This window comes from Ignavibacteriales bacterium (assembly GCA_016214905.1).
In the GTDB taxonomy this organism is placed as follows: domain Bacteria; phylum Bacteroidota; class Ignavibacteria; order UBA10030; family SZUA-254; genus PNNN01.
In genome coordinates, this window is the sequence record JACRMQ010000007.1 from 21,613 (window position 1) to 43,941 (window position 22,329).

A 22,329-nucleotide genomic window follows, 5' to 3' on the forward strand; every position below is an offset into this window, starting at 1 on the left:
GATGTGGTTCTTTCCGCCATTATAATTCGGCAGAAATAAATCTCCAATCTGATCAAGGCATCAGATATCTTTTAAATCAATTTATGACAATTCATCATTTGAGTTTTCATATCCGGGTTTTTCTTTTCATGGAGGTTTTATGCACAGAATATTTTTCTCCGTTTTGTTATGTTGTGTATTATCGTTTTGCAATTCCGGTTTTTCTTTCGGATCGGGAAATCAAAAAAATAAATCACATAGAACTCCTTCAACGGTTAACGACTTCACACAAATAAACATCAACAATATTTCAACTTATGTTAAGAACGATGGAACATTCAACCGTATTCCATCAACCGGTAATTCAGGTTTTGAATGGCCAAAAGGCAGCGGCAAGACAGCTATCTACGCATCCGGTTTGTGGATAGGCGGTATCGATGCCGCAACCGATTCTATTCGTATGGCGATTGCCGAATACAGTTCCGAGTATATTCCGGGTCCGATCGCTTCGGGTGTGAATATCTACGACCCGCGCTGGAAAGTTTATAAAATATCTACCGGAGACGACGCACTTAATAATCCCGATTATGCTAACTGGCCCGCTGAAGACGGAGCGCCGTGGATCGATGTCAATAGTAATGGTGTTTGGGATCCCGGTGTCGATAAGCCCGAGCTTCTTGGCAATCAAACTGTCTGGTGCGTATTCAATGATGCCGATCCAAACTATATACATAATATCCATCCTCAACCGGTCGGTGTAGAAATCCAGCTTACCGGTTTCGCGTACAATCAGGCCGGAGTTCTCGGCAACACAATTTTTTACAAATGGAAAATCATAAACAAGGGCGGAAAAAATATCAACAATGCTTACGTAACCGTATGGTCTGATGATGATCTTGGAGAAGCCAGTAACGACCTGGCAGGTTGCGATACAATTCTCGGACTCGGCTACACATATAACAACGGCAGTGATGGAATATACGGCAGCGCGCCACCGGCAGTAGGTTTTGATTTTTTCCAGGGACCTATCGTTCCTTCTCCCGGCGACACGGCATATGTTTCTGGTAAATATATTCCGGATTATAAAAATTTAAAAATGACTTCTTTCATACGATATAATAATGACGCCTCTAATATCGGTAATCCTAATACCGTTCAAGATGTGTATAATTACATGCGCTCATTTGATAAAAACGGTGTAAAGCTTCAAGACCCGCTCGGAAATCCGGTAGACTTCATGTTTCCGGGAGATCCCAACCAAGGGAATAATCCTCCGACTAATTGGATTGATAATAATCCGTTTGATGTAAGGTACATGATTACTTCGGGTCCATTCAATCTGGCGCCGGGCGATACGCAGGAAATTGTCGCTGCTAACATGATAGCATCGGGATATAATCCGGTTAACAGTGTATCGATTTTAAAAGTGGCAGACCTTGTTGCCCAATCTGTTTATGACAACAATTTCCGTTATGCACCTCCCGCCACATCGATCTCCTTAGATTATGTAAGCAGCCAATTGACGAGAGTTAAATTACAAGCTGATGCGAACGGTATCAACGCGACAAACATTACCGCATACCTGCGGAAGTACGACACAACGATCGCCGTCCTCGAACAATTATTTGACGATGGTCTTCATAACGATATTGCTAATGGCGACAATATTTTCGGGAATCTGATTCCGGTCGTGCGTCAGGACAGCGGTTTATACCTCGATCTCGAGGTCACTTACAATGATGCCAATGTCATTCGCTGGCCCCACGTAATTGAAGAAATCACTACCACCGGTCCTATAACCGTCACAAGCAGCACCATTAACGCCGACAATTTAAACAACGACGACATTCCGAACCCGGGAGAAACTGTCCGGTTCAATTTTACTCTTAATAATAATTCTTTCACCAATTTACCGAACATCAAACTCTCAACCGAGCCGACAGGAGAGATAAAAACTATAGATATAGGAACATTAAACACCGGTTCATCCTATACGATGAATTACATTCCGGATGATGTTAATTCATACTTTAGTTTTTACGTCGACCCCGGTTATTCCGACTCGGTATATCATGTCAAGATTATAATATCAGATTCGAGCAGGAATCGTTGGACAGACACGCTGACATTCCCCGTTGAGCAATACAGAGATGAAATCTATGGAACACCTTTGTACCACGCATCCGGAAAAAGTGACTGGATGATTAATTCTACCATCATTGATCCTGCCGCCTCAACCGATCATCTCTATCTTATTACAGTTACAGATTCTGTTGATACGAATCGTAACCAGGGAATAACTCTTAAAGACACAGAAACGGGTGACACGCTTTTTTCAAAATTAAACATTCAAACTCTGTTAGATGGCGGATACTCTGTTCCGGTTGCGGACGGAATAAAATTAATAGCCGGCGATAATTTCGGAAGCATGGGTCTTCACCGCGATTCAACTATCTGGATTTCCAACTATCCGGCTTGGTTTGAGGGTAATCGTTTCAACATCGATGAACACAGGGCTTTTAACAACGGTGTAACAACCGGATCGATGCTGTTCAATTATCTCGGTCATATGTCTCCAACTTTTTCTTCTAAAAAATCTTTTCCTGTTGAAGTCCGATTCGATGTCGGCAACACACAGAAAGCATATCGTTTGAGACGTACCGGGCCAAGTAACGGTTACATGATTCAATCTATAAATCCGTTTGTCAATCTTCCGTTCAGCGTGTGGGATATAAGCAATCCTTCCGCCCCGCGTCAGATTACGATTGCCTGGCGCGATCAAAATGATAACAGTATCTGGGATCCAACAACGATTGACGATGGCGTTGAGATTATTTATATCTACAATAAAACATACAACCCATCGATGAGCACTCAATTTTCCATGCCACCCGCGGCAATCGAAGACGAAACAACAATCGGCGGCAATGCCGATATCGTTTACGGTTTATCATTAAAAATAAAATCGGGACATATATTGAATGAAAACCCCGGCATCTTGTTCATCCGTCCCAATTATCAACTCGATTCTTCAGATACATTTATCATTAACCCAAAATTATTTTATTCTATCTCAAAAGGATGGAACATCGTCTCCATTCCAACCCAATGCCCCAGTTATCATAAGCAATATCATTTCCCCAACGCGGTATCAAAAGCTTTCGCTTATAACGGCACATATCAAGCTGTCGATTTTCCGGAACAAGGGATTGGTTATTGGTTGAAATTTTCAGAAGATCATAACGTTGCCGTGGTTGGAACACCGAGTGTTGAGGAAACAATTAAAGTGAGGGCGGGTTGGAACATGATCGGGTCTATTTCTTATCCCGTTGATGTGAATGGCTTGATTTCTGATCCTGCCGGAAATATTGTTTCGAGTTATTTTGGATTCACGGGCGGGTATCAAATTGCCGATACAATTTACCCCGGCGCGGGTTATTGGATTAAAACAAACGACAGCGGTTATATTATCATCTATCGTACGTTCAGTTTTCTTAAAAATGAATCCGCAAAAAAAACAGTCGAACAACTCAGCCGCATAACCATCACCGACGCGAGCGGAAGTTCGCGCAATCTCTATTTCGGTTTTTATACGGATGAATTTAAAAAGGATCTTTTTGAATTACCTCCATTGCCGCCGCAGGGAGTGTTCGATTTACGTTTCAAATCTCAATCGTTTGTGGAGTGCATCAAAAAAGGAGAGCGCGGAGAATTTCCGATATTGCCGACCGACGCGATATATCCTGTCAAAATTTCATGGTATAACTCCCAATCAGGTATAAGCGCAAAACTTATAATTGATTCGAAGAAAGTCGGCTTAGACAATAACGGCACAATAACACTTAACAGCCAAGCATCCGAGTTGAAACTTGTTCTTGAAACGGGAAATACAATCCCGATTGAATTCGCGCTTCATCAAAATTATCCGAACCCGTTCAATCCTGTTACAACAATTAAATATGAAGTTCCAAAGACGAGTCATGTTTCGTTACGGATTTATAATTTATTGGGACAGGAAGTAAAATGCCTGATCGATGAAATCATCGAAGCGGGTTATCATGAAATAGAATGGAATGGTTCAAACAATTACGGAGTTCCGGTAGCAAACGGTGTTTATTTCTACCGGATGTTTACCCGCCCAACAGTTGGCGGGCAAACCAAATCTTTTAACGATGTGAAGAAGATGATAATAGTAAAATAAAATATCTGCCTGAGCTCCGGCTTCTATCAACGCAATAATTTAGATAGAAGCCGGAGTTCTACAGCAGATTGCTCTTCACAAAGTGATGGCTTCGACACGAATTTTTCATTAATCAGTGGCGCATAACGTTCGGTGAATAATGCAATACTTCTGTGAGCATATCAATCTCATTCAAGCGAACAAAAGTATTGAGATTCATCGGCAGAGTTGATTTTCTTTTCACTGTAAAACCCGTGCGTCATTTTTACGGCTGTTAGCCGTCGTGTTACAACCAAGCGATCAATAATGTTTGTCAAGACAATAGTTCTGTATTTAGAGAACTGACAATCCTGAAAATGTTGTCAAATGCCTGCCGCTCTTTACCAGAATGTATCAAGCTCACGGACGAGACCACAAGGTTATCGAAAAGGAAATTGTAAATGGAACTAGCATTTTGAGATCTGTTGATAATCGAAACGATTTGGGGTGCGATACGTTTGTACTCCGAAATAAGTTCAGAACCGTTTGGGAGGTGGACTACATAAGTGTCTCTAAACCGCCTTAGTGTTTCAAGCTCTGGACAATTGTCGGGCAGCCCTTTTGCTTCTATACAAGCAGACGTTATGAAACATCCACCTGATTTTTCTTCTTCACCTTTTTCGTATCCAGCATCATATGATTTCTCTTCTTTTGTGCTAGATAGAGGTTTTGAAAAGTTGTCATGTATCCAGTGGGAGAGCCCATCATCCTTCTTTGCATTCTCTTTCCCTTTTTCAAACTGCTCGTCATATTTGTTTTTCTCTGTCATAAAGTAATATCCTTTCTTTTTGGTTGTGTAGCATGGCGGCTAACGTGTCGCAAAAGTACGCAATGCTGAAGTGAACTCATAACAAACTAATTATCGTAAGCGGAAGCATTGAGCGATTCGAGACTCAATGTCGAAGAATCTCTCAGGAAAATTTGGTTGAGCGTTATGTTTTTGCTTGTTAGGCGTTCGTTGTTTTTCACTCGTTGAAGGCCAATCGACATTATCCCCATACTATTCCTTACTAAGTATGTTAAGATATGTCTGAACACGATTGATTAATATATTTGATCGTTTGTCAATAAATTTAGAACCTTTTCGTATTGTATATACATTACATGATTTCCCCTCGTCGTAAGGGAATGGCTGTTGAGCTTGCTCGTAAGTCGGATCAATAGCTTCCGTTTTGTCCTCTTTACAAAGCCACCAATGTGTACCACCGTCGGCTGTATTGCACCAATTCGGTTGGAATCCTCTGTCTTTTGCAAACAAATGAAAGCAAGCATGCGTTGCCACAAAGCAATGCCCCTTTACGTTCAAATCTTTTAGGTCGTGCAAGCGTTGCAGTTCTGTAGTGAGTAGATCAGGCGAGAGGCATGACCGGACAGCATCGAAAAATATTTGATCTTCAGGTGATAATCGATTTAATGGTATTTTCATTATGATTACTCTTCAAAAAGATGCCAAGCATCTAAGTGCAAAACAATGACGCCTAACGTGTGCGCAAACTATGCCACGCCGCCCGTCCACGCTTGCGTTCTTCCCAAATGACGCGCGGTGTGGCGCGAACTCCACTGTGGCGCGCGTCGGTATTGTGCGTGAGCTTTGACAATGTGTGAGCGTCGTAGTTTGTCGGTGTTAGGCGCAGGGCTTTTTGCTGATTTCATCATATACCTGATGGTCGCCAAGCCATGAAATCGTAAAGAGGATACAAAAGCTCCAAGTTGGAAATCATTTCAGCACGTATTCGGTCGATATCTAGCAAAGTATCATCAGGTTTATATTCCTTGACGATCCCAGAATATACTCCGCCTTTATCCTTCTTTACAAATCGGATGAGTTGGTCTTGCGTTAAGCCAGTTTGAAGGGGAAGTACAGACGAATCAATTTCATAGAAGAAGCCCTTTCCCAGTAAGGGAGTGACAAGCTGGAACAGTCTCTGCCGCTCAGCTTGGCCACGATTCAGCCGTTTGAGATACTCGGATCGATCATAATAGTTCTTGTCGGTAGCCAGAAGCAACCAGCACCGAAAGCAATCTGCGTTGATATAGAACTGGACTCGTGTGTGAAGATAGAATGCGTTGTAGTATTCGTCATCATCAATCTTTCGATAGTCGTAGCCACCTAGAGTTTTCAGAAAGTCCAATTGCTCACGACTCTTTCCATAATGAAGCCACATCCCGTCGATGTACTTAACAACAGGTGTTCCATCGGGCAGGAAAACAAAATGATGGCTCGAGACATAATGCGTGGCTTGTCTGTGTCTGTGAAGATCCCAACCTGAGTGGTCAATAAATGGCCACAGCATGTCGTCAAGCTGGAGGAGGGCTTGGCGAACCCTTCCCCTCTCTGCGATAGTCGGTGGGTCATCGAGAGTTGGTTTCGGTTGATCAAATGCTGCGTAATGAAATGTATGAAACAGTTTCATATTATATCCTTCAATTGCAGAAAGTCTTGCGCCTAACGTCTCGGCAAACAACGCAATATTTTTGTGAACCTATAATTCTCATTGTCGTGAACAAAAATATTGAGTAAGGCTTTTCATAATTCTGATTCCATCTAACGTCGTTATTTGCCGTGTTATCTGCAGTGCCGTAGTTACTATTTATTTCTTTGTAACATTTTTGATTGTTTCACTCGTGTTCTTAAGCGTTTCGAGAATATCCTTTTCTTCGGAATCTGATTTGTCCTTTGCTGAGATTGGTGAGTGGTAGATACCATTGACTGCATTTACAATTAGCTGATCTTTGCTCTCGTCTTTCGTCAATAATTTTGAATATGCATTGATTGTCAAGGCAACCGCAGATTTGAATGCATATTGCTCTTGGTAGGTTCTTTCTCTTGAGTATTGACGAATGGCGAAAAATAAGAGAATAAAAAATGGAATCGTCTTAAGAGAATTGAGAGCCAATCTCTCCCAGCCAAGGTCAATCGTGGCGGTACCGTATAGACCAAAGATGTTTGTAAAGATGGCATAAATTCCTACGACTGTGATCATACTCATCCCAAGAACTGCCCACTTCCAGAAACGCACAGGGTGGCTGAGTTCATTTTTTCTTTGTTTAAAAGTCTCAAACAGCGATGCGCCTACTTCTCGGCCAATGAGTTCATCTAGATAAGCATTTCTTTCGTCGAATATTTTTTTCTTCTCTTCAACGTAATCGAGTTGTTTTTTGAATTCAATATTCTGGTCTTGAATTTGAGTAATTTCGGATTTCGCATCATCCATTAGCTCTTCTGATTTCGAACCGAATGACTTCAGCAAATTGCGTGCTTCATCGATTGCTTTGCTGGCTTGATCGAGATTCTTGTTTTGTTGTTCAAGAAGAGTATCAATGCGGGTGCTTGACGAGTTACTCTTGTTAAGTAGCTCATTGATTTGATTGGTCTGTTGATTTGCGGTCTGTAAGTTAACCGAGATTTGATCTAGTTGTTTTCGTTTCGTTGCCTCGAACTCATTTATTTCATTCTTCTTTTTCTCAAGTTCATTAAATATTTGATCTCTAAGTTGTATATTCTTGGTAAGATGGTCAGAGATTAGCTTGAGACGGTTTTCGATTTCTGTAATTCTCAAGCCACGAAGATCATGTACCTTAAGACTAGACTTATCAAAGAACCCATGGATCACTTGGTAGTGTGCCAATTTTAGGAGAAGGGCTTCGCTGGGTTTGAATTGCATCTCCTTGATTTGGTTATAAAAATTGTAGAGATCGTTCTGTAAGTTTAATGCTCCAAAGTCATCGTGAGCATTGACATTCAATGGCAACAGCAACCCGAGCCCAGTTGTAAGTTCAGACTTAAGTTGGATAAGAACTCTACGTGTTAAGTTTACAAACTCGGGGACAGTGAGTTGATTGACCTTTGTGCGGGATATATCCTGATCTGCGTAAAGTGTGGCAAGCAATCGGTCAATATCAAGCTGGTTGAATTCTTCGATCTTGGTTAATATTGTTTGGATTTGGATCGGGTCCATATTTTACAATGTCCTCTCTTGTCTCTTTATATAATTACGATTACACGGCATTGCACATAACGTTGCGCGGGAAAAACGAAGTGGGCGGACGAGTCGAAGACTCGGACAAACATTTGAGTTTTCCTAACTGTCGTGAAACGCTTTTTGTCAGAATTTCCCACGACAGCTGAAAGCGGGAAAATACAAGATCTGTTATAGGTTGTATCTTCATAGTTTAAATAATAGTAAAGTTAAGTATAACTTTTTCTCGCAATTTCTTTTCGATTACTACCCGATAAAATAAATCCGATTTAATTTGAATATAAAACTCATCCATCTTCAATATATTAACTGAAGTAGCTTCAAAAGGACCACTTATGTTTTTTGATATACCAAATATACCTTTAAATGAAAGCGTTAAAACTTCTTCGCTGATATTATTTGCGATCTTGTAACCGACTTCATATTTAATAGTAGCAAGCTCGTCTAATAGTGCCTTCGTTTCATTTGCTTCAATTGTTATAATAAATCTCGACGGTACTTCTTCCGTTGGATTATCTTTGAGAGTGTCTGACAATAGAGGTGTATTTTCAGCTATGCGTTTCACCTCATGTGACGACAACGAGGATAGAGTATCGGACAATTGTGATCTATTTTCATAAACCGGACTATTGTTTTGCTGTTCGAGAACTGCACGGACGTTATTATCATCAAGCGAGTACCAACACCCTGTCGCTGCGTCAATTACAACTGGAAATAAACCAAATATTACATCCAGAACAATCCAACCTGCCCCAACTGAATTAGTTACAATTACAGTTCTCTTTTCATAACCTTCTTTGGCGAATTCGAAGTAATAGGTCTTGGCAGATTGCAATTTTATTTGTAATGGAGTTTTACCCATCAAGTTACCATTGACGTAGATTTTTGCACCACCCGGTTCAGAAGAAATATCAACTTTTTCTGTTGAACCTTTAAATATTGTTGCGCATCCGGAAAATAACATAACGGTAACAACAACTGTTATTATGATCCATTGAGAGTTTTTGTTCATTGTAATTTCCTTATGCGTAAGTTCCCGTCTTTCTACCCGTCAAAATCGTGATACGTAAATTATAAAACATCCGTCTAATAGTCAAGCAAAAAAACTTCTATCTGCTTGACATTTTCATTTTTTTATATTACCATATCTGCATAACCGTCTCCCAATAAAAGGCGCCGCCTGTACATAAGCGGTGTTTAAGTTTATTTATTGCAATAATGCTTAAAATGAACGTTTTTAAGGGAAAATACGGTTTACACATTCAATCGGGGACTCCCCGCTTCCAATCTGTAAGTTCGCACTTACTGTCTGCAAGTCCCCGGATTCAATCAGGGACTCCCCACTTTCAATATGCACGGGTTATCGCGCCGCCGTACACTTTCCAGATTCAATTTGTAACCTCGCACTTTATATCTGCAACTCCCCAAATTCAATCCGGGACTCCGCCCTTAGAATGCGGGACTATGCGGTGGAATCTGCAGGTTCGCACTTTCAATTCGGGGAGTTGCACTTTCAATCTGCGAACTCGCATTTGGAAAGTGCCCACTTGCACTTTCTGTTTGGGGAGTGTACGGTGACGGCGATAATTACCCCGATACAATCTGCGTTTACCCGCACGGGAGGTGCGCACTGTATTTTGCCTGATGGGAAACCCACGCCGTTAATTGGAGACACCACTACTGCGAAAATAATCTCCCACCGTGGAAAGGGAAGCATAACATCTCTGGGTGGATTAACTAACATTACATATTTACAATTAATATAGGAGGGTATTGTCATGCCCACACGAGATTATTTACCACGATCCGATTCACAATTTGTTGTCTGGCTTGAAAACTTTGCGGCAAAGTTAGAAACACACGCATTAACGCTTGGCTTCGAAGATGCGGTGTTTACGCAAGCCCAAAACGATCTTACAGCGCTCCGCGCGAAACTTGCCGATGTGCAAACCAAGAAGACGTCTGTTGCCTCATCTGTTGAAGCGAAGGAGGCAACTTTGGCAGATGTTAAAAAACATGTCCGCGATACTGTTATTATCACCAAGCGCAAAAGCAGTTACACTCAAGCAATCGGCGAAGATCTTGGTATAGTGGCAGCGGAAGGCATCGATGTGCCAACCGATCTTTCGACGCCCGAATTCCAAACCACAATACTGCCCGATAAGGTACGTCTCGATTGGACCAAAGGATATTCCGACGGCATTGTTGTACAATCGAAACGCGGCACCGAAACCGAATATACAACAATAGGCAAAGATACGCGTTCGCCTTACGATGATGAACGCGCCTGTTTATCGCCCGGCGTTCCCGAGGTACGCATGTATCGCATCCGTTATCTTGTTGGCGATGATGAAGTGGGTAACTGGTCGAACGAATCGCGTGTGGTGTTTGCGAAATAATTGATCTTCCCTCACTCCCCTCCTTCGCAAGCTTGCCTGCCGCCGCGGGGAGGGGACGAGAGGGTTGTAAAATTATGCTGACGAGGTAGACTTACGTAAATGTCCGACATTTGATTTAGCTGATCGGAAAAAAATGTCGGAGATATTTTCAACACGTTTTATTTGACCCCCTCTGTAATCTCCCCCTTCTCAAGGGGGAGATTGATAACTGACATGTCAAACCACCGAAGATTGCTGTTGTATAATCAAATCAACCTTCGGAGGGTTCAAATGTTTTGATTCCCCAAGGTTTTCTTTCCCCCTCGATGAGGGGGAAACACAAAAGGGGTCAATATTCAACTTGCAAACAGATTAAAAAGCGGCTAGTTTAAGCGCCGCTTTCAGAATATCATCTTCCTGAACAAGAATCGCGTGTTCAAGTATTCTTGATAGCGGTACAGGTGAATTTAATTGTGGATAGTAAAATATTTTTGATGATGTAAGGTTAGTAAGGTTCACTCCAGTTCGACCCCCTATCGTCCCCCTTACCAAGGGGGACAAAAACAGTGGCACTCAAATTAACTTTGATTTTCTTTTCCCCCTCGATGAGGGGGAAACACAAAAGGGGTCGAGCACAACAACAATTTTTTTCTATGTAAAACATTACCCAATCGACCCCCTTTTCAGTCTCCCTCCTTCGCTCCGCTCAGGACACGCCTTTCCCAATAAAAAGATTGATGGCTGCTTTTTAGCGGTTTTGCTTTTCACCCGCTCTTTTCGTAATTTGAGCAAACCACGATGTAGAAAAATATAACAGGAGCGTTGCGCACCGATGAGATTACGATATAAACGGTTCTCTTCCGAGGCGCAGTACTCTCTTCTAACCGGAATATTTACCTGTAATCTTATCTGTCATTCCCATTCGTTTTTTCGTCAAGAATAATGATTTTATCGCTACTGAAAATATTGTTTGCCATTTTAAATACAGCGTTCGTTGCCACGCTGGAACTCATTATCACGCCGTTTCACCGCACAGGGAAATTATTTCATGCTTTAGCAAGGTTCTGGGCTTACGGAACTTTGAAGGTTTGCGGAGTGAAGGTTATAGTTGAAGGAAAAGAGAATGTGGATTTCTCGCGCAGTTATATTTATGTTTCAAATCATGCGAGCCAGTTCGATATTCCGGCTGTTGTAGCCGGTATCCCCGATCAGATTCGAATTGTTTACAAGAAAGAGCTTGAGAAGATACCGATTTTCGGATGGGGATTGAAATACGGTAAAACATATATCGGGATAGACCGCGGCAGAGGGCAAGACGCCGTTCAAAGTTTGGAAGATGCGGCAAACAAAATACGGAATGGAGCATCGGTGCTTTTATTCGGCGAGGGAACGCGCTCGGCAGACGGAAAACTTCAGCAATTCAAACGCGGTCCATTCAATCTCGCGATGCGGGCAGGTGTGCCGATTGTACCTGTTGCGATAAACGGAAGTTATAAAATATTGCCGAAACATTCGTTCCGCATAAGACCGGGAACAATCACTCTCGTTCTTTCATCACCGATAAATCCGGTTGAGAACGAAGGTAAAGAAGCCGAATTAAAATTGCGCGACGAAGTGCGCGCCGCAATCGAAAGGAATTTAAAAGAGTGATCAATCCGAACATCGTTGCTATAATCCCCGCACGTTACGCTTCCACCAGATTGCCTGCCAAGCCGTTAATCGATTTGTGCGGCAAGCCGATGATTCAAAGAGTGTATGAACAGGTTAAACAATCTTCACTCATTAAACGAGTAATTGTTGCAACCGATCATACGGATATTGCATCTGTGGTGAGTAAATTCGGAGAAGTGATTATGACTCCGACCTATCTGAAGTCGGGCAGCGACCGTATTGCCTATGTAGCGAAAGATTTGAAAGACGCCGATATAATCGTGAATGTTCAGGGAGATGAACCGTTGATTCCTCCGAAAATTCTGGACGAAGCGATTCGACCCCTGCTAAGCGATAGTTCAATCAATGTCGGCACTGTTGTTAAACCGATTACATCTTCCGAAGAACTTTTTAATCCGAGTGTTGTAAAAGCCGTGCTTGATAATAAAAATTTCGGATTATATTTTTCACGTTCACCGATACCATATTTTCGCGGAGCAACAGAATCTAAAGAATGGCAGCTCAGTCACATTTATTACAAACATTTGGGTATATATGTTTTTCGGCGCGATTTTCTTTTGCAATATTCAAACTGGAATGAAACACCATACGAGAAAGCTGAACAATTGGAACAGCTTCGCATATTAGAGAACGGCTTTAAAATAAAAGCCACGATAACAGAACTCGACAGCATTGCCGTTGATACGCCTTCGGATGCGGATCGCGTTAGGGCTATTTTGGAAAATAAAAAGGGAAGTAAGTGATGGACACCGAGAAAAAAACGTTTTGGACAATTTTCCGCGCCGCATTCGGAAGAGGACTTGTGGTCATTGTGCCGTTGGTGATTACATTCATGGTGTTGAATATTTTATTCACCGCGGTAGACGGAATCGCATCGCCAGTTTTCGATAAAATATTTGAGCGGCACATTCCCGGCATTGGTTTTATCACGATGATAGTTTTGATTCTGATAGTCGGCGGTTTGTCGCGCAATTTAATCGCTCGGACTATTTTCAGATCGATGGAAAAATTAATTTCAACTGTACCGCTTGCTCGAACAATCTACACTGCAATGAAAGATATCATTAACGCCCTTCAGCCGGGAAAGAAGGGGCGTTCTTTTAAAGAAGTGGTAATGATTGAATATCCCCGTTCAGGTTTACATACAATCGGTTTTGTAACGAACGAAATTTCCGTTCACGAACATCAGTCGCAGGATGAATTGATCTCGGTTTACATACCCAATCCACCGAATCCTACATCCGGATTTCTTGTTCTGGTTCCGCGCAAAAATGTTAGAGTTGTTGATATGACAATTGAAGAAGGTTTAAAGTTTGTACTTTCGGGCGGTATTGTTACAACCGGAAATCTTAAAATTAAAACATGAGAAAATTTATGGCACGAAATAAAGTAAAATATATTTTTATCACGGGAGGTGTAATTTCCTCGCTCGGAAAAGGAATTGCCGCATCATCCATCGGCCTGTTATTGAAGTCGCGCGGATTGCGTGTAACGATTCAGAAGTTTGATCCTTATCTAAACGTCGACCCCGGAACTATGAATCCGTACCAGCACGGTGAAGTTTATGTAACGGATGACGGCGCGGAGACCGATTTAGACCTCGGTCATTATGAACGATTTCTTGATGTAAATATGACCAAAGATAATAACGCTACTACGGGTCAAATTTATCATGAGGTCATAATGAAAGAAAGGCGCGGCGATTATCTTGGAGCTACCGTTCAGGTGATACCGCACATAACTGATGAAATAAAAAAACGTTTTGAAGCGCTTGCCAAAACCGGACAATACGATGTTATCATCACCGAAATCGGCGGAACAGTTGGCGACATCGAAAGCTTACCGTTCCTCGAGGCAATGCGGCAATTCATGTTTTCCAAAGGAAAATCGAACACACTTTGCGCTCACGTTACACTCGTCCCTTATATAAAACATGCCGGCGAAATAAAGACCAAGCCGACACAGCATAGCGTAAAATCGTTACTCGAAATCGGCATTCAACCCGATATGCTGATCTGCCGCTCGGAGGCACCCTTAACAAAAGATGTAAAAGAAAAAATCGCCCTCTTCACAAACGTTGACGTGGAATCGGTTGTGGACGCGCACGATGCGTCGACAATTTACGAAGTGCCGCTCCAGTTCGCCGATGAAGAGGTTGATGAAATTGTGCTGGAAAAACTCGATCTTACTTGTCCGAAACCGAATTTGAAGGACTGGAAAAATTTTGTCGGCAATGTAAAAAGCTCGAAAAAAGAAATCAGCATTGCCGTGTGCGGTAAATACACCGAACATCAGGATGCTTACAAGAGTATATCAGAAGCGTTCGTTCATGCCAGCGCCGCCAATCGCGTTAAAGTAAAACTTTCCTGGGTGAGAGCCGAAGATATTGAAAAAGAAAACGCGGAAAAATATTTGAAAGAATTTTCGGGATTATTGGTTGCACCGGGTTTCGGAGAAAGAGGCATAGAGGGTAAGATAGCGGCGATAAAATATGTGCGTGAAAATAAAATTCCATTCTTTGGAATTTGCCTCGGCTTGCAATGTGCCGTGATTGAATTCGCGAGAAATGTTTGCGGCCTGGCTAAAGCGCACAGCACCGAGTTCAAACAAACCGAGCAGAATGTGATTGATTTGATGCTGGAACAAAAGAAAGTAACCGCCTACGGCGGCACAATGCGGCTGGGTTCGTATCCGTGCACGATATCAAAGGGAACAAAAGCGTACAAGGCGTATAAGAAAGATCAGATTAACGAGCGTCATCGTCACCGCTATGAAGTGAACGATGCTTTTAAAAATATTCTTTCGAAAAACGGAATGATTTTCAGCGGCACTTGTCCGACTAATAATCTTATCGAAATAATCGAACTGCCCGATCATCCCTGGTTCGTGGCAGGCCAATTCCACCCCGAGTTGAAATCGCGCGCAACGAATGCACACCCTCTTTTCCGTGATTTCGTAAAAACCGCGGTAGAATTTGATTTAAAAAAGAAATCAACATAATCAAGCGCTAATTTCTTTCTCCTAAACGATGCAGGATAAATATTCAGGTGATGTTGGCGATTTCGGTAAATATATTCTTCTGAAGAAAATTCATAACATCGCAGGTCCGGGAGTTCGATTGGGTGTCAACTGGTACTATTGCACCGCCTATGAACCACATTCAACTGATGGCAGGCATATATCATATTTGTCGCCGACCAACAAGCATCGGTCAAAATACATTCAATGCGATTTTTTATTATATGATCAGCTATCAGAGGTAATAAATACTAATCGAAGATCGATTAAAACGATAGAGAATAGCCGCATCGTTCCCTCGAATACAATATTTTATTCCGATCCGTTGCCGGAGCGTAACGGTTCAAAGCATGTATCACGAGCGAATCGTGCAGGGTGGTTCGACCGATCGATACACGTACTGCATAAAGCCGATATAATTTTTCTCGATCCGGATAACGGCATTGCACCGGCATCTGCATCGATCAGCGAATCACGCGCTGTTAAATATTCTTTCATGCACGAGATAGAAGCATACTATAAAAAAGGAAAATCGGTCATCGTATACAATCATCGTGATCGCTCCCCGGCAGAACAATACAACCGGAAATTATCCGACACTGCAAAATTTCTCGGTTGCGCACATAACGCAAAAGTATTGCGCTTTAAACGCGTTTCGGTTCGCGATTACCTGATACTTCCACAACCTCATCACGAAAATATATTCAACTCACTCGTGCTTGTATTAACCGAAGAACCGTTTAATTTTTTATTCGATAAAATAATATGATACCGCGAAAAATAATTGATTATATTTTTTGTTTAATTTTATTCTTCTTGATTGCGATTGGCAGCGCATCGGGACAATCACATTACAAACTTACATTCACTAAAGAAGCATCCATTATCGGAGGTGGTCTGGCTTTAAGCGGTATTTATTTCTTTATGCACGATAATACTGAACCACTTAACACTGTGCAAATTGGGGGGATTGACAGATCATCGATCAACAGATTCGACAGGGCTGCGACTTTCAATTATTCACTGAGTGCAAATGATGCGAGCGATGTTTTAGTAGCTGCTTCAATTGCACTCCCATCAGTTTTCATGCTAAAAAGAGAAACACGGCACGATTGGCAAACATTGTCGATGATGTATTTTGAAACGGCTCTCTTCGCCACAATTATTCCGCAGATCGCGAAGAAAAGTTTCGAACGTGTACGCCCTTTCGTTTATAATCCGAAAGTACCGCTCGCAGAAAAGTTGACTGCCGATGCCCGTGATTCATTTTTTTCGGGACACACAACATGGGCATTCGCATCGGCTGTTTTTATTTCAACAGTTTATGATGAATACTTTCCATCATCACGGTGGAGAACTTACGTGTGGGGTGGTTCTATCCTTATGGCGGGTACAATAGGTTATTTGAGATATGATGCGGGTTATCATTTCCCAACCGATATCATAACCGGCGCGGCGGTGGGAGCCATCATCGGGTATGTAATCCCCGCAGTTCATAAATCAAACCAAAATAATGTTGAATTATCAACATCATATTTAAAAGATGGTGGAAGGTTGACTGTCATTTATAAATGGTAGAAGAATTGCGCGGGACTAATATTCTTTCCTGTTCGCGTACATATTTAAGAGTAAACCTGCCATTATCATATTCGTAAGAAGATTAGATCCACCGTAACTCATAAACGGAAGCGGAACCCCAACCACCGGCATGACGCCCATCGACATGCCGATATTGATGACGGTGTGAGTGCCAAGTGCGGCTACAATTCCGATCGCTACCAAGCTTGCGTATTTACTTTTAACCATCGAAGCAATTTGAACACCTCGAAATAAAATCAACGTAAGAAACAAGAGTATGGCAAACGCTCCAATAAATCCGAACTCTTCACTCGGTACGCAGTAAATAAAATCTGTCCACTGAGCAGGTAGAAAATTCAACTGTGTTTGCGATCCCTGTAAAAATCCTTTGCCGAAAAATCCGCCCGAGCCGATGGCGATCTTTGATTGAATGACATTATATCCTGCGCCAAGCGGATCCGCGTCTGGATTCAGAAATGTTAAAATACGTTTTTGCTGATGCGGGGCAAGCTTACCGAAAATATATTGAACCGATACTCCCATTAAAACAGTGAACGAAAAAACCATCGCGGAAAAAAGCCAGTTCTGCCTTAAAATAAACAGGAGAATGAATGTTGTTGCGATAACAATCAGGAATGCCGTTGTTCCGAACAAAGTTGCCACAGCCGCCGCGACCGGGGCAATCAGTAGAATCATCAGAAAATTTGTAGCCCCTGCCCAATAGATTATGACCACCAACATTCCTAAATAAACCAACGCAGTGCCAACATCCGGTTGCAATACGATTAAGATCACCGGCAATAAAACAAATCCGAACGCGATAGCTACATTTTTCCATCTTGCCAAATTCACCTGTCGCTCCGACAGAAATGCAGCCAGAGCGAGTATAGTTGTAACTTTAACCATCTCGGAAGGTTGTAAACCGTATCCTCCTATGCCGAACCAGCTTTTTGATCCGGCAACAATTTTTCCCATAACCAGAACCACGATTAAAAAGATAACCGACAATCCATAAAGAGGAAATGAAAGCATTTGCAACGTGCGGAACGGAATGAACATGATAGTAATCATCAGGGCGAAACCAACCGCAGCCCAAATTAATTGACGATTGAAATAAACCGATGCGCCCGCATCGTAGGTTGCGCTGTAAACCGACATTATACCCAACAACAGTAATAATATAACCGGCATGATAGTTTTAAAATCGGTATTTTCTTTATACCAAAGATCGACCATTTTATTGATCTTCCTGATTCATAAGAATTAGATTTGAAATCGAGCGCAGCGGTTTTTCTCTGATTAGTTCACCGTAGAGATATTGCTCGATGCAAAGTCCTGCTATCGGTGCGGCAAACGCGCCTCCATAACCCGCATTCTCAACGAGGACGCAAATCGCAATTTTAGGATTATCTTTCGGCGCAAAACCTACGAACCACGCGTGATCTTTACCGTGTGGGTTTTGAGCCGTTCCGGTTTTACCACATACCGATGCATTCTGAACTTTCGCCGATTGTCCGGTTCCACCTTCTTCATTAACGCATTTATACATTCCTTCTCTTATCAGTTTCCATGTGTTAGCCGATAAAGTAAAGCTGCGGGTTTGTGGTAAAATTTCTTGTGACTGTTTTGTTTGTTTATCCAAAATTTTTTGAACTGCATGAGGTGAATGATAGAATCCCATGTTCGCGATGGATGCCGCATAGTTTGCCATCTGAATCGGGGAAACCCCAAGTTCACCCTGCCCGATCGACAGACTTAAAAGATAACCCTGAGTCCATCTTCCTTTACCGTACATTTTATCGAAAACCTCATTCGATGGAAGTAATCCGGGATTTTCCTCAAGTATATCGATACCGGTGGATGAACCGAATCCGAATTCTTGTCCGTACCTTGTCCACTTTTCAAATCCGGTTTTCAACATCAGTTGATAAAAAAACACATTGCATGATTTTTGAATTGCTTCAACCACATTTGTTGAGCCATGTACGTGAAGATCGTGAAATACACGTGAACCGAAAGTGTAAGAACCACGACAGTTTACGCGCCAATTCAAATCGATAACTTCTTCTTCCAAAGCCGCCGCAGCCAATACCATCTTGAATGTTGAACCGGGAGGATATCTTGTTAGTGATGCGCGGTTAAACAACGGTTTACTTTCGTCCGTGTTAAAAGCTTTCCATACATCAACCGGCGTTACGCTCCCGAATTTAGTTAGATCATAATCGGGTTTACTTACGAATGCAATGACACCACCATTCGATGGATCTATCGCAACTACCGCGCCGCGTTTGTCTGCCATCAGCGATTCGGCGAGTGCTTGAGTTTTCGCGTCTATGGCTAAGAAAAGATCATTCCCCTCTCGCACGGGAATATCGTTCATCCCGTCGTTATATCTGCCGAGCAACTGACCGAAAGCATTCACCGTGATAAGTTCGAATCCTTTTTGACCTCGAAGGTATCGTTCGTATGCTGCCTCGAGCCCTGTAGCTCCGATGTTATCACCCGGACGGTAGTCGTTCCCCACCTCCATCAATTGCTGATCTGAAATTTCTTTCGTATATCCGAAGAGGTGCGGAGCTTTCGCGCCCGTGGGATAAAATCTTTTCGATTCAACCTGATAATCGACACCGGGAAGTTTTTCCTTGTTCTCTTCCAAAGCGGATAACGTCGGAAAATCGATATCCCTTTTTACTTTAACAGGGGCAAATCGATTATACCTTATTCCCTTCTCAATTTTTTCACGAAGAGTTATCGTATCAATTGATAAGATCGATGCCAGATATGATATGTTTGACCATTTAAATTCAGATGGAGTTACGGCGACAGTGTAAGATGGCCGGTTATCGACTAGAAGAATACCTGTTCTATCAAAAACCATTCCCCTGATTGGGTCTCGCGCGATTTGCCTGATACTGTTCTCTTCAGATTTTTTTCCGTACACATCACCGTATAAAACTTGAAGTTGAATAAGCCGCAATAAAAATAATATGAACACAAATCCGATCGCGCCGAAAATAACAAATTTTCTGGGAAAGATATCGTTGAACTCTGACATGTTATGATATGTATTTTCTGCCGAAAACTAACATTGGCAATAGCGCCACCGCCGATGTATAGAAATTGGTTGCAAGTCCGATCTGGAATATTGCCTTCAGCAATCCAATCTCACTGCCGCGTGTTAATATGATGAAGTATATAGTATTGTGTATTAAAGAAACGAATAAAACTATCAGAACAAAACGGTAACTTCCGAGTATGAGGTGCGCTCTGTTCTCGTCAAAAAAATACCCCGCAGTAAAACCCGCAATCGTTTTCGACATGGCAGCGAGACCCGTAAAACTTCCTGTAGATAGATCGAACATTAAGCCGATTATAAAACCCCAGATTGTTCCTGTCAGTTGTCCTTCTTTGATCGCAATATAGACAAGCCAGATAAGTAAAAGATCGGGCGCAATATCACGAAGCGAAATCAACTGCGAGATGTACGTCTGTATGTTCATCAGTATAAATGAGAAGAATAAATATTTTAGATGTTTTCCCATTATTTTTTTCTAGCGATTTTATTTTCAAGAGCCACACGTTCCGAATCGACACTTGCTATAACAACGAATACCTGCTCAAGTGAAGAAAATTCAACGCTCGGAGTCACTTCAATGTTTTTAAATAAACTCCCCGGCTGATCGCTCACCTTCGATACATATCCAATTTTCACATCGGGTGGAAATATCGTGCTGTATTCCGATGTTGTTACAACATCACCTTCTTTTACATCCTGCATCTTTGAAATATTTTCCAAGTTTACAATTTCTCCGCCGCTCCACGAAATTATGCCGTCAACTCTGTTGCGCTGAATCTTGGCACTTGATCGGAAATCTTTATTCAACATAATCTGTCCGACTGAATAATGATCGCTCGCCGCGATTAGTTTGCCGACTAAACCATGTTCCGAAATTATCGCCATGTCCGGTTTTGCTCCATCCGCTTCACCGATATTAAGTGTGATTGTATTGCGTAAAAGGTGAATATTCTTCCCGACAATTTCTCCGGCTACAAGTTTGAAAATGGTTTTTTCCTTCAATCCGATTATTTCACGCAATCGCATATTTTCCAAACGGGCTTCACGCAATCTATTAACCTCATCCGATAAATTTACGCTAAGTTGACGCAAAATTTCATTTTCTCTTTTTAAGGCGAACACATTCGGCACGATAGAAATGAAATCTTGTGTCACGCCAAAAAATCCTACCGTGTACGAACGAATGGCCCGTATCTGTGAATTATCGTTTGAATTCAGAAGAATTATGGAAACAACTATAAGAAATGTGAGAACTACATATTCTTTGAAGGCAAGCAGTATGTCGACTAATCTTTGCATTTATAGCATAGGGCTTTGAGCATAGAGCTGAGAATTTTTCATCCCTGCACTCTTTCCTGTAAATTCAATATCTCCTGCTCTTCACCAAAACTTTACTGTAATGGCTCAGATGTTCAAGAACTTTTCCGGTTCCCCGGACAACTGCAGTAAGAGGATCTTCGGCAACGTGCACTGGCAAATTTGTTTCGAGACGTATACGTTCATCAAGTCCTTTTAGCAACGCACCGCCGCCCGATAGCATTATCCCCCGGTCAAGTATATCGGCTGATAATTCCGGTGGAGTTCTTTCTAAGGTGAGTTTTATTCCATCGACAATCTGCTGAACCGATTCGTGCAAACATTCACGTATTTCAACGGAGCTTGCCTCGGTGGTTTTCGGTATGCCGTTTACTAAATCGCGGCCCTTTACCTGAATTGTAACTTCTTCTTTTAATGGCATTGCGGAACCGACTTCGCATTTAATCGCTTCAGCAGTTCGCTCACCTATTAATATGTTGTGATTTTTTTTGAAGAATTGAATGATCGCGTTATTCATTTCATCACCCGCAATACGGATTGATTCTTCGTTGACTATACCTGATAAAGCAATGACCGCTATCTCGGTTGTACCACCGCCGATGTCAACAACCATGTTCCCTGCGGGCGCATCAACATCAAGTCCTATTCCTATCGCTGATGCCATCGGCTCCGCAATAAGGTGCACTTCTTTTGCGCCGGCATGTTCAGCCGCGTCGCGGACGGCACGCTTTTCAACTTCCGTTACACCGCTCGGTATGCAAACTACAATTCTTCTGCTCGGCAGCCAGTTCGAGTGAACTTTTTTAATGAACTCTCTCAACATGCCTTCGGCAATCTCGAAATCGGCTATAACTCCGTCTCTCATCGGACGGATGGTTCGAATGTCGCGGTGAGTTCGCCCTAACATTTCCTGCGCTTCGTTACCAATGGCAACTATGCGTTTTGTATTGCGATCGAACGCAACAATGGATGGTTCATTCAGTACGATCCCTTTCCCTTTCATGTAAACAAGAGTGTTGGCGGTGCCGAGATCGATTGCTAAGTCTGCCGAGAAAAACGAGAACAAGCCCATGGTAATTTCTTTTAATTAGAAAATTGAAATGTTATGATTGA

19 protein-coding genes are annotated in these 22,329 nt (G+C 42.2%); 8 read left to right on the top strand and 11 right to left on the bottom strand.

Annotation, left to right across the window (positions count from 1 at the left end):
• The first annotated feature begins 139 nt into the window (after positions 1-139).
• A complete protein-coding gene (locus HZB59_07395) occupies positions 140-4,180 on the top strand; it encodes a T9SS type A sorting domain-containing protein (protein MBI5021240.1) in 4,041 nt (1,346 codons plus the stop codon).
• Positions 4,181-4,472: 292 nt separating this feature from the next.
• Here the strand turns inward: HZB59_07395 and HZB59_07400 are convergent, their stop codons facing one another.
• The 5 genes from HZB59_07400 to HZB59_07420 all read right to left on the bottom strand — a co-directional run bounded on the left by HZB59_07400 (position 4,473) and on the right by HZB59_07420 (position 9,190).
• Positions 4,473-4,967 (bottom strand): hypothetical protein, encoded by a 495-nt coding sequence (locus tag HZB59_07400; GenBank protein ID MBI5021241.1) that lies wholly within the window; start codon positions 4,965-4,967, stop codon positions 4,473-4,475.
• Positions 4,968-5,198: 231 nt separating this feature from the next.
• Positions 5,199-5,624, bottom strand: a complete 426-nt coding sequence (locus HZB59_07405; GenBank protein ID MBI5021242.1) for a hypothetical protein — start codon at positions 5,622-5,624, stop codon at positions 5,199-5,201.
• Positions 5,625-5,850: 226 nt separating this feature from the next.
• Entirely contained in the window at positions 5,851-6,612 is a 762-nt protein-coding gene (locus HZB59_07410; protein MBI5021243.1) for a hypothetical protein, read from the bottom strand.
• 177 nt (positions 6,613-6,789) lie between these two features.
• On the bottom strand, positions 6,790-8,157 hold the full coding sequence (locus HZB59_07415) for a hypothetical protein (GenBank protein MBI5021244.1): 1,368 nt from the start codon (positions 8,155-8,157) through the stop codon (positions 6,790-6,792).
• Between the two features lie 214 nt (positions 8,158-8,371).
• On the bottom strand, positions 8,372-9,190 hold the full coding sequence (locus tag HZB59_07420) for a PEGA domain-containing protein (GenBank protein ID MBI5021245.1): 819 nt from the start codon (positions 9,188-9,190) through the stop codon (positions 8,372-8,374).
• 766 nt (positions 9,191-9,956) lie between these two features.
• On the opposite strand from HZB59_07420, the gene HZB59_07425 reads away from it, so the two are divergent.
• Positions 9,957-10,577 (top strand): hypothetical protein, encoded by a 621-nt coding sequence (locus HZB59_07425; GenBank protein MBI5021246.1) that lies wholly within the window; start codon positions 9,957-9,959, stop codon positions 10,575-10,577.
• A 351-nt stretch (positions 10,578-10,928) separates the two neighbouring features.
• Here the strand turns inward: HZB59_07425 and HZB59_07430 are convergent, their stop codons facing one another.
• Positions 10,929-11,075, bottom strand: coding sequence for a hypothetical protein (locus tag HZB59_07430; protein MBI5021247.1), 147 nt, complete (start codon positions 11,073-11,075; stop codon positions 10,929-10,931).
• A 423-nt stretch (positions 11,076-11,498) separates the two neighbouring features.
• On the opposite strand from HZB59_07430, the gene HZB59_07435 reads away from it, so the two are divergent.
• The 6 genes from HZB59_07435 to HZB59_07460 are packed head-to-tail and all read left to right on the top strand — an operon-like array spanning position 11,499 to position 16,823.
• Positions 11,499-12,206, top strand: coding sequence for a 1-acyl-sn-glycerol-3-phosphate acyltransferase (locus tag HZB59_07435; GenBank protein MBI5021248.1), 708 nt, complete (start codon positions 11,499-11,501; stop codon positions 12,204-12,206).
• Entirely contained in the window at positions 12,203-12,970 is a 768-nt protein-coding gene (gene kdsB / locus HZB59_07440) for a 3-deoxy-manno-octulosonate cytidylyltransferase (protein ID MBI5021249.1), read from the top strand. Before HZB59_07435 ends, kdsB begins: the two co-directional genes overlap by 4 nt.
• Complete coding sequence (locus tag HZB59_07445; protein ID MBI5021250.1) at positions 12,970-13,593, top strand: DUF502 domain-containing protein; 624 nt, start codon at positions 12,970-12,972, stop codon at positions 13,591-13,593. The genes kdsB and HZB59_07445 overlap by 1 nt, the downstream gene beginning before the upstream one ends.
• Positions 13,594-13,601: 8 nt before the next feature.
• Entirely contained in the window at positions 13,602-15,227 is a 1,626-nt protein-coding gene (locus tag HZB59_07450; protein MBI5021251.1) for a CTP synthase, read from the top strand.
• A gap of 28 nt (positions 15,228-15,255) precedes the next feature.
• Complete coding sequence (locus tag HZB59_07455) at positions 15,256-16,014, top strand: hypothetical protein (protein ID MBI5021252.1); 759 nt, start codon at positions 15,256-15,258, stop codon at positions 16,012-16,014.
• Positions 16,011-16,823 carry a phosphatase PAP2 family protein gene (locus HZB59_07460; protein MBI5021253.1) on the top strand — a complete coding sequence of 271 codons (813 nt, stop codon included), beginning with the start codon at positions 16,011-16,013 and terminating at the stop codon, positions 16,821-16,823. Before HZB59_07455 ends, HZB59_07460 begins: the two co-directional genes overlap by 4 nt.
• 15 nt (positions 16,824-16,838) lie before the next feature.
• On the opposite strand, the gene rodA is transcribed toward HZB59_07460, so the two are convergent.
• From rodA to HZB59_07485, 5 genes are all read right to left on the bottom strand, one after another.
• Positions 16,839-18,059: a rod shape-determining protein RodA gene (gene rodA / locus HZB59_07465; protein ID MBI5021254.1), complete on the bottom strand. Its 1,221-nt coding sequence runs from the start codon at positions 18,057-18,059 to the stop codon at positions 16,839-16,841.
• Position 18,060: 1 nt separating this feature from the next.
• Positions 18,061-19,878 (bottom strand): penicillin-binding protein 2, encoded by a 1,818-nt coding sequence (mrdA, locus tag HZB59_07470; GenBank protein ID MBI5021255.1) that lies wholly within the window; start codon positions 19,876-19,878, stop codon positions 18,061-18,063.
• A 1-nt stretch (position 19,879) separates the two neighbouring features.
• Entirely contained in the window at positions 19,880-20,365 is a 486-nt protein-coding gene (gene mreD, locus HZB59_07475) for a rod shape-determining protein MreD (protein ID MBI5021256.1), read from the bottom strand.
• On the bottom strand, positions 20,365-21,198 hold the full coding sequence (gene mreC, locus HZB59_07480; GenBank protein MBI5021257.1) for a rod shape-determining protein MreC: 834 nt from the start codon (positions 21,196-21,198) through the stop codon (positions 20,365-20,367). Before mreC ends, mreD begins: the two co-directional genes overlap by 1 nt.
• 64 nt (positions 21,199-21,262) lie before the next feature.
• Positions 21,263-22,288 (bottom strand): rod shape-determining protein, encoded by a 1,026-nt coding sequence (locus tag HZB59_07485; GenBank protein MBI5021258.1) that lies wholly within the window; start codon positions 22,286-22,288, stop codon positions 21,263-21,265.
• Between the last annotated feature and the right edge of the window lie 41 nt (positions 22,289-22,329).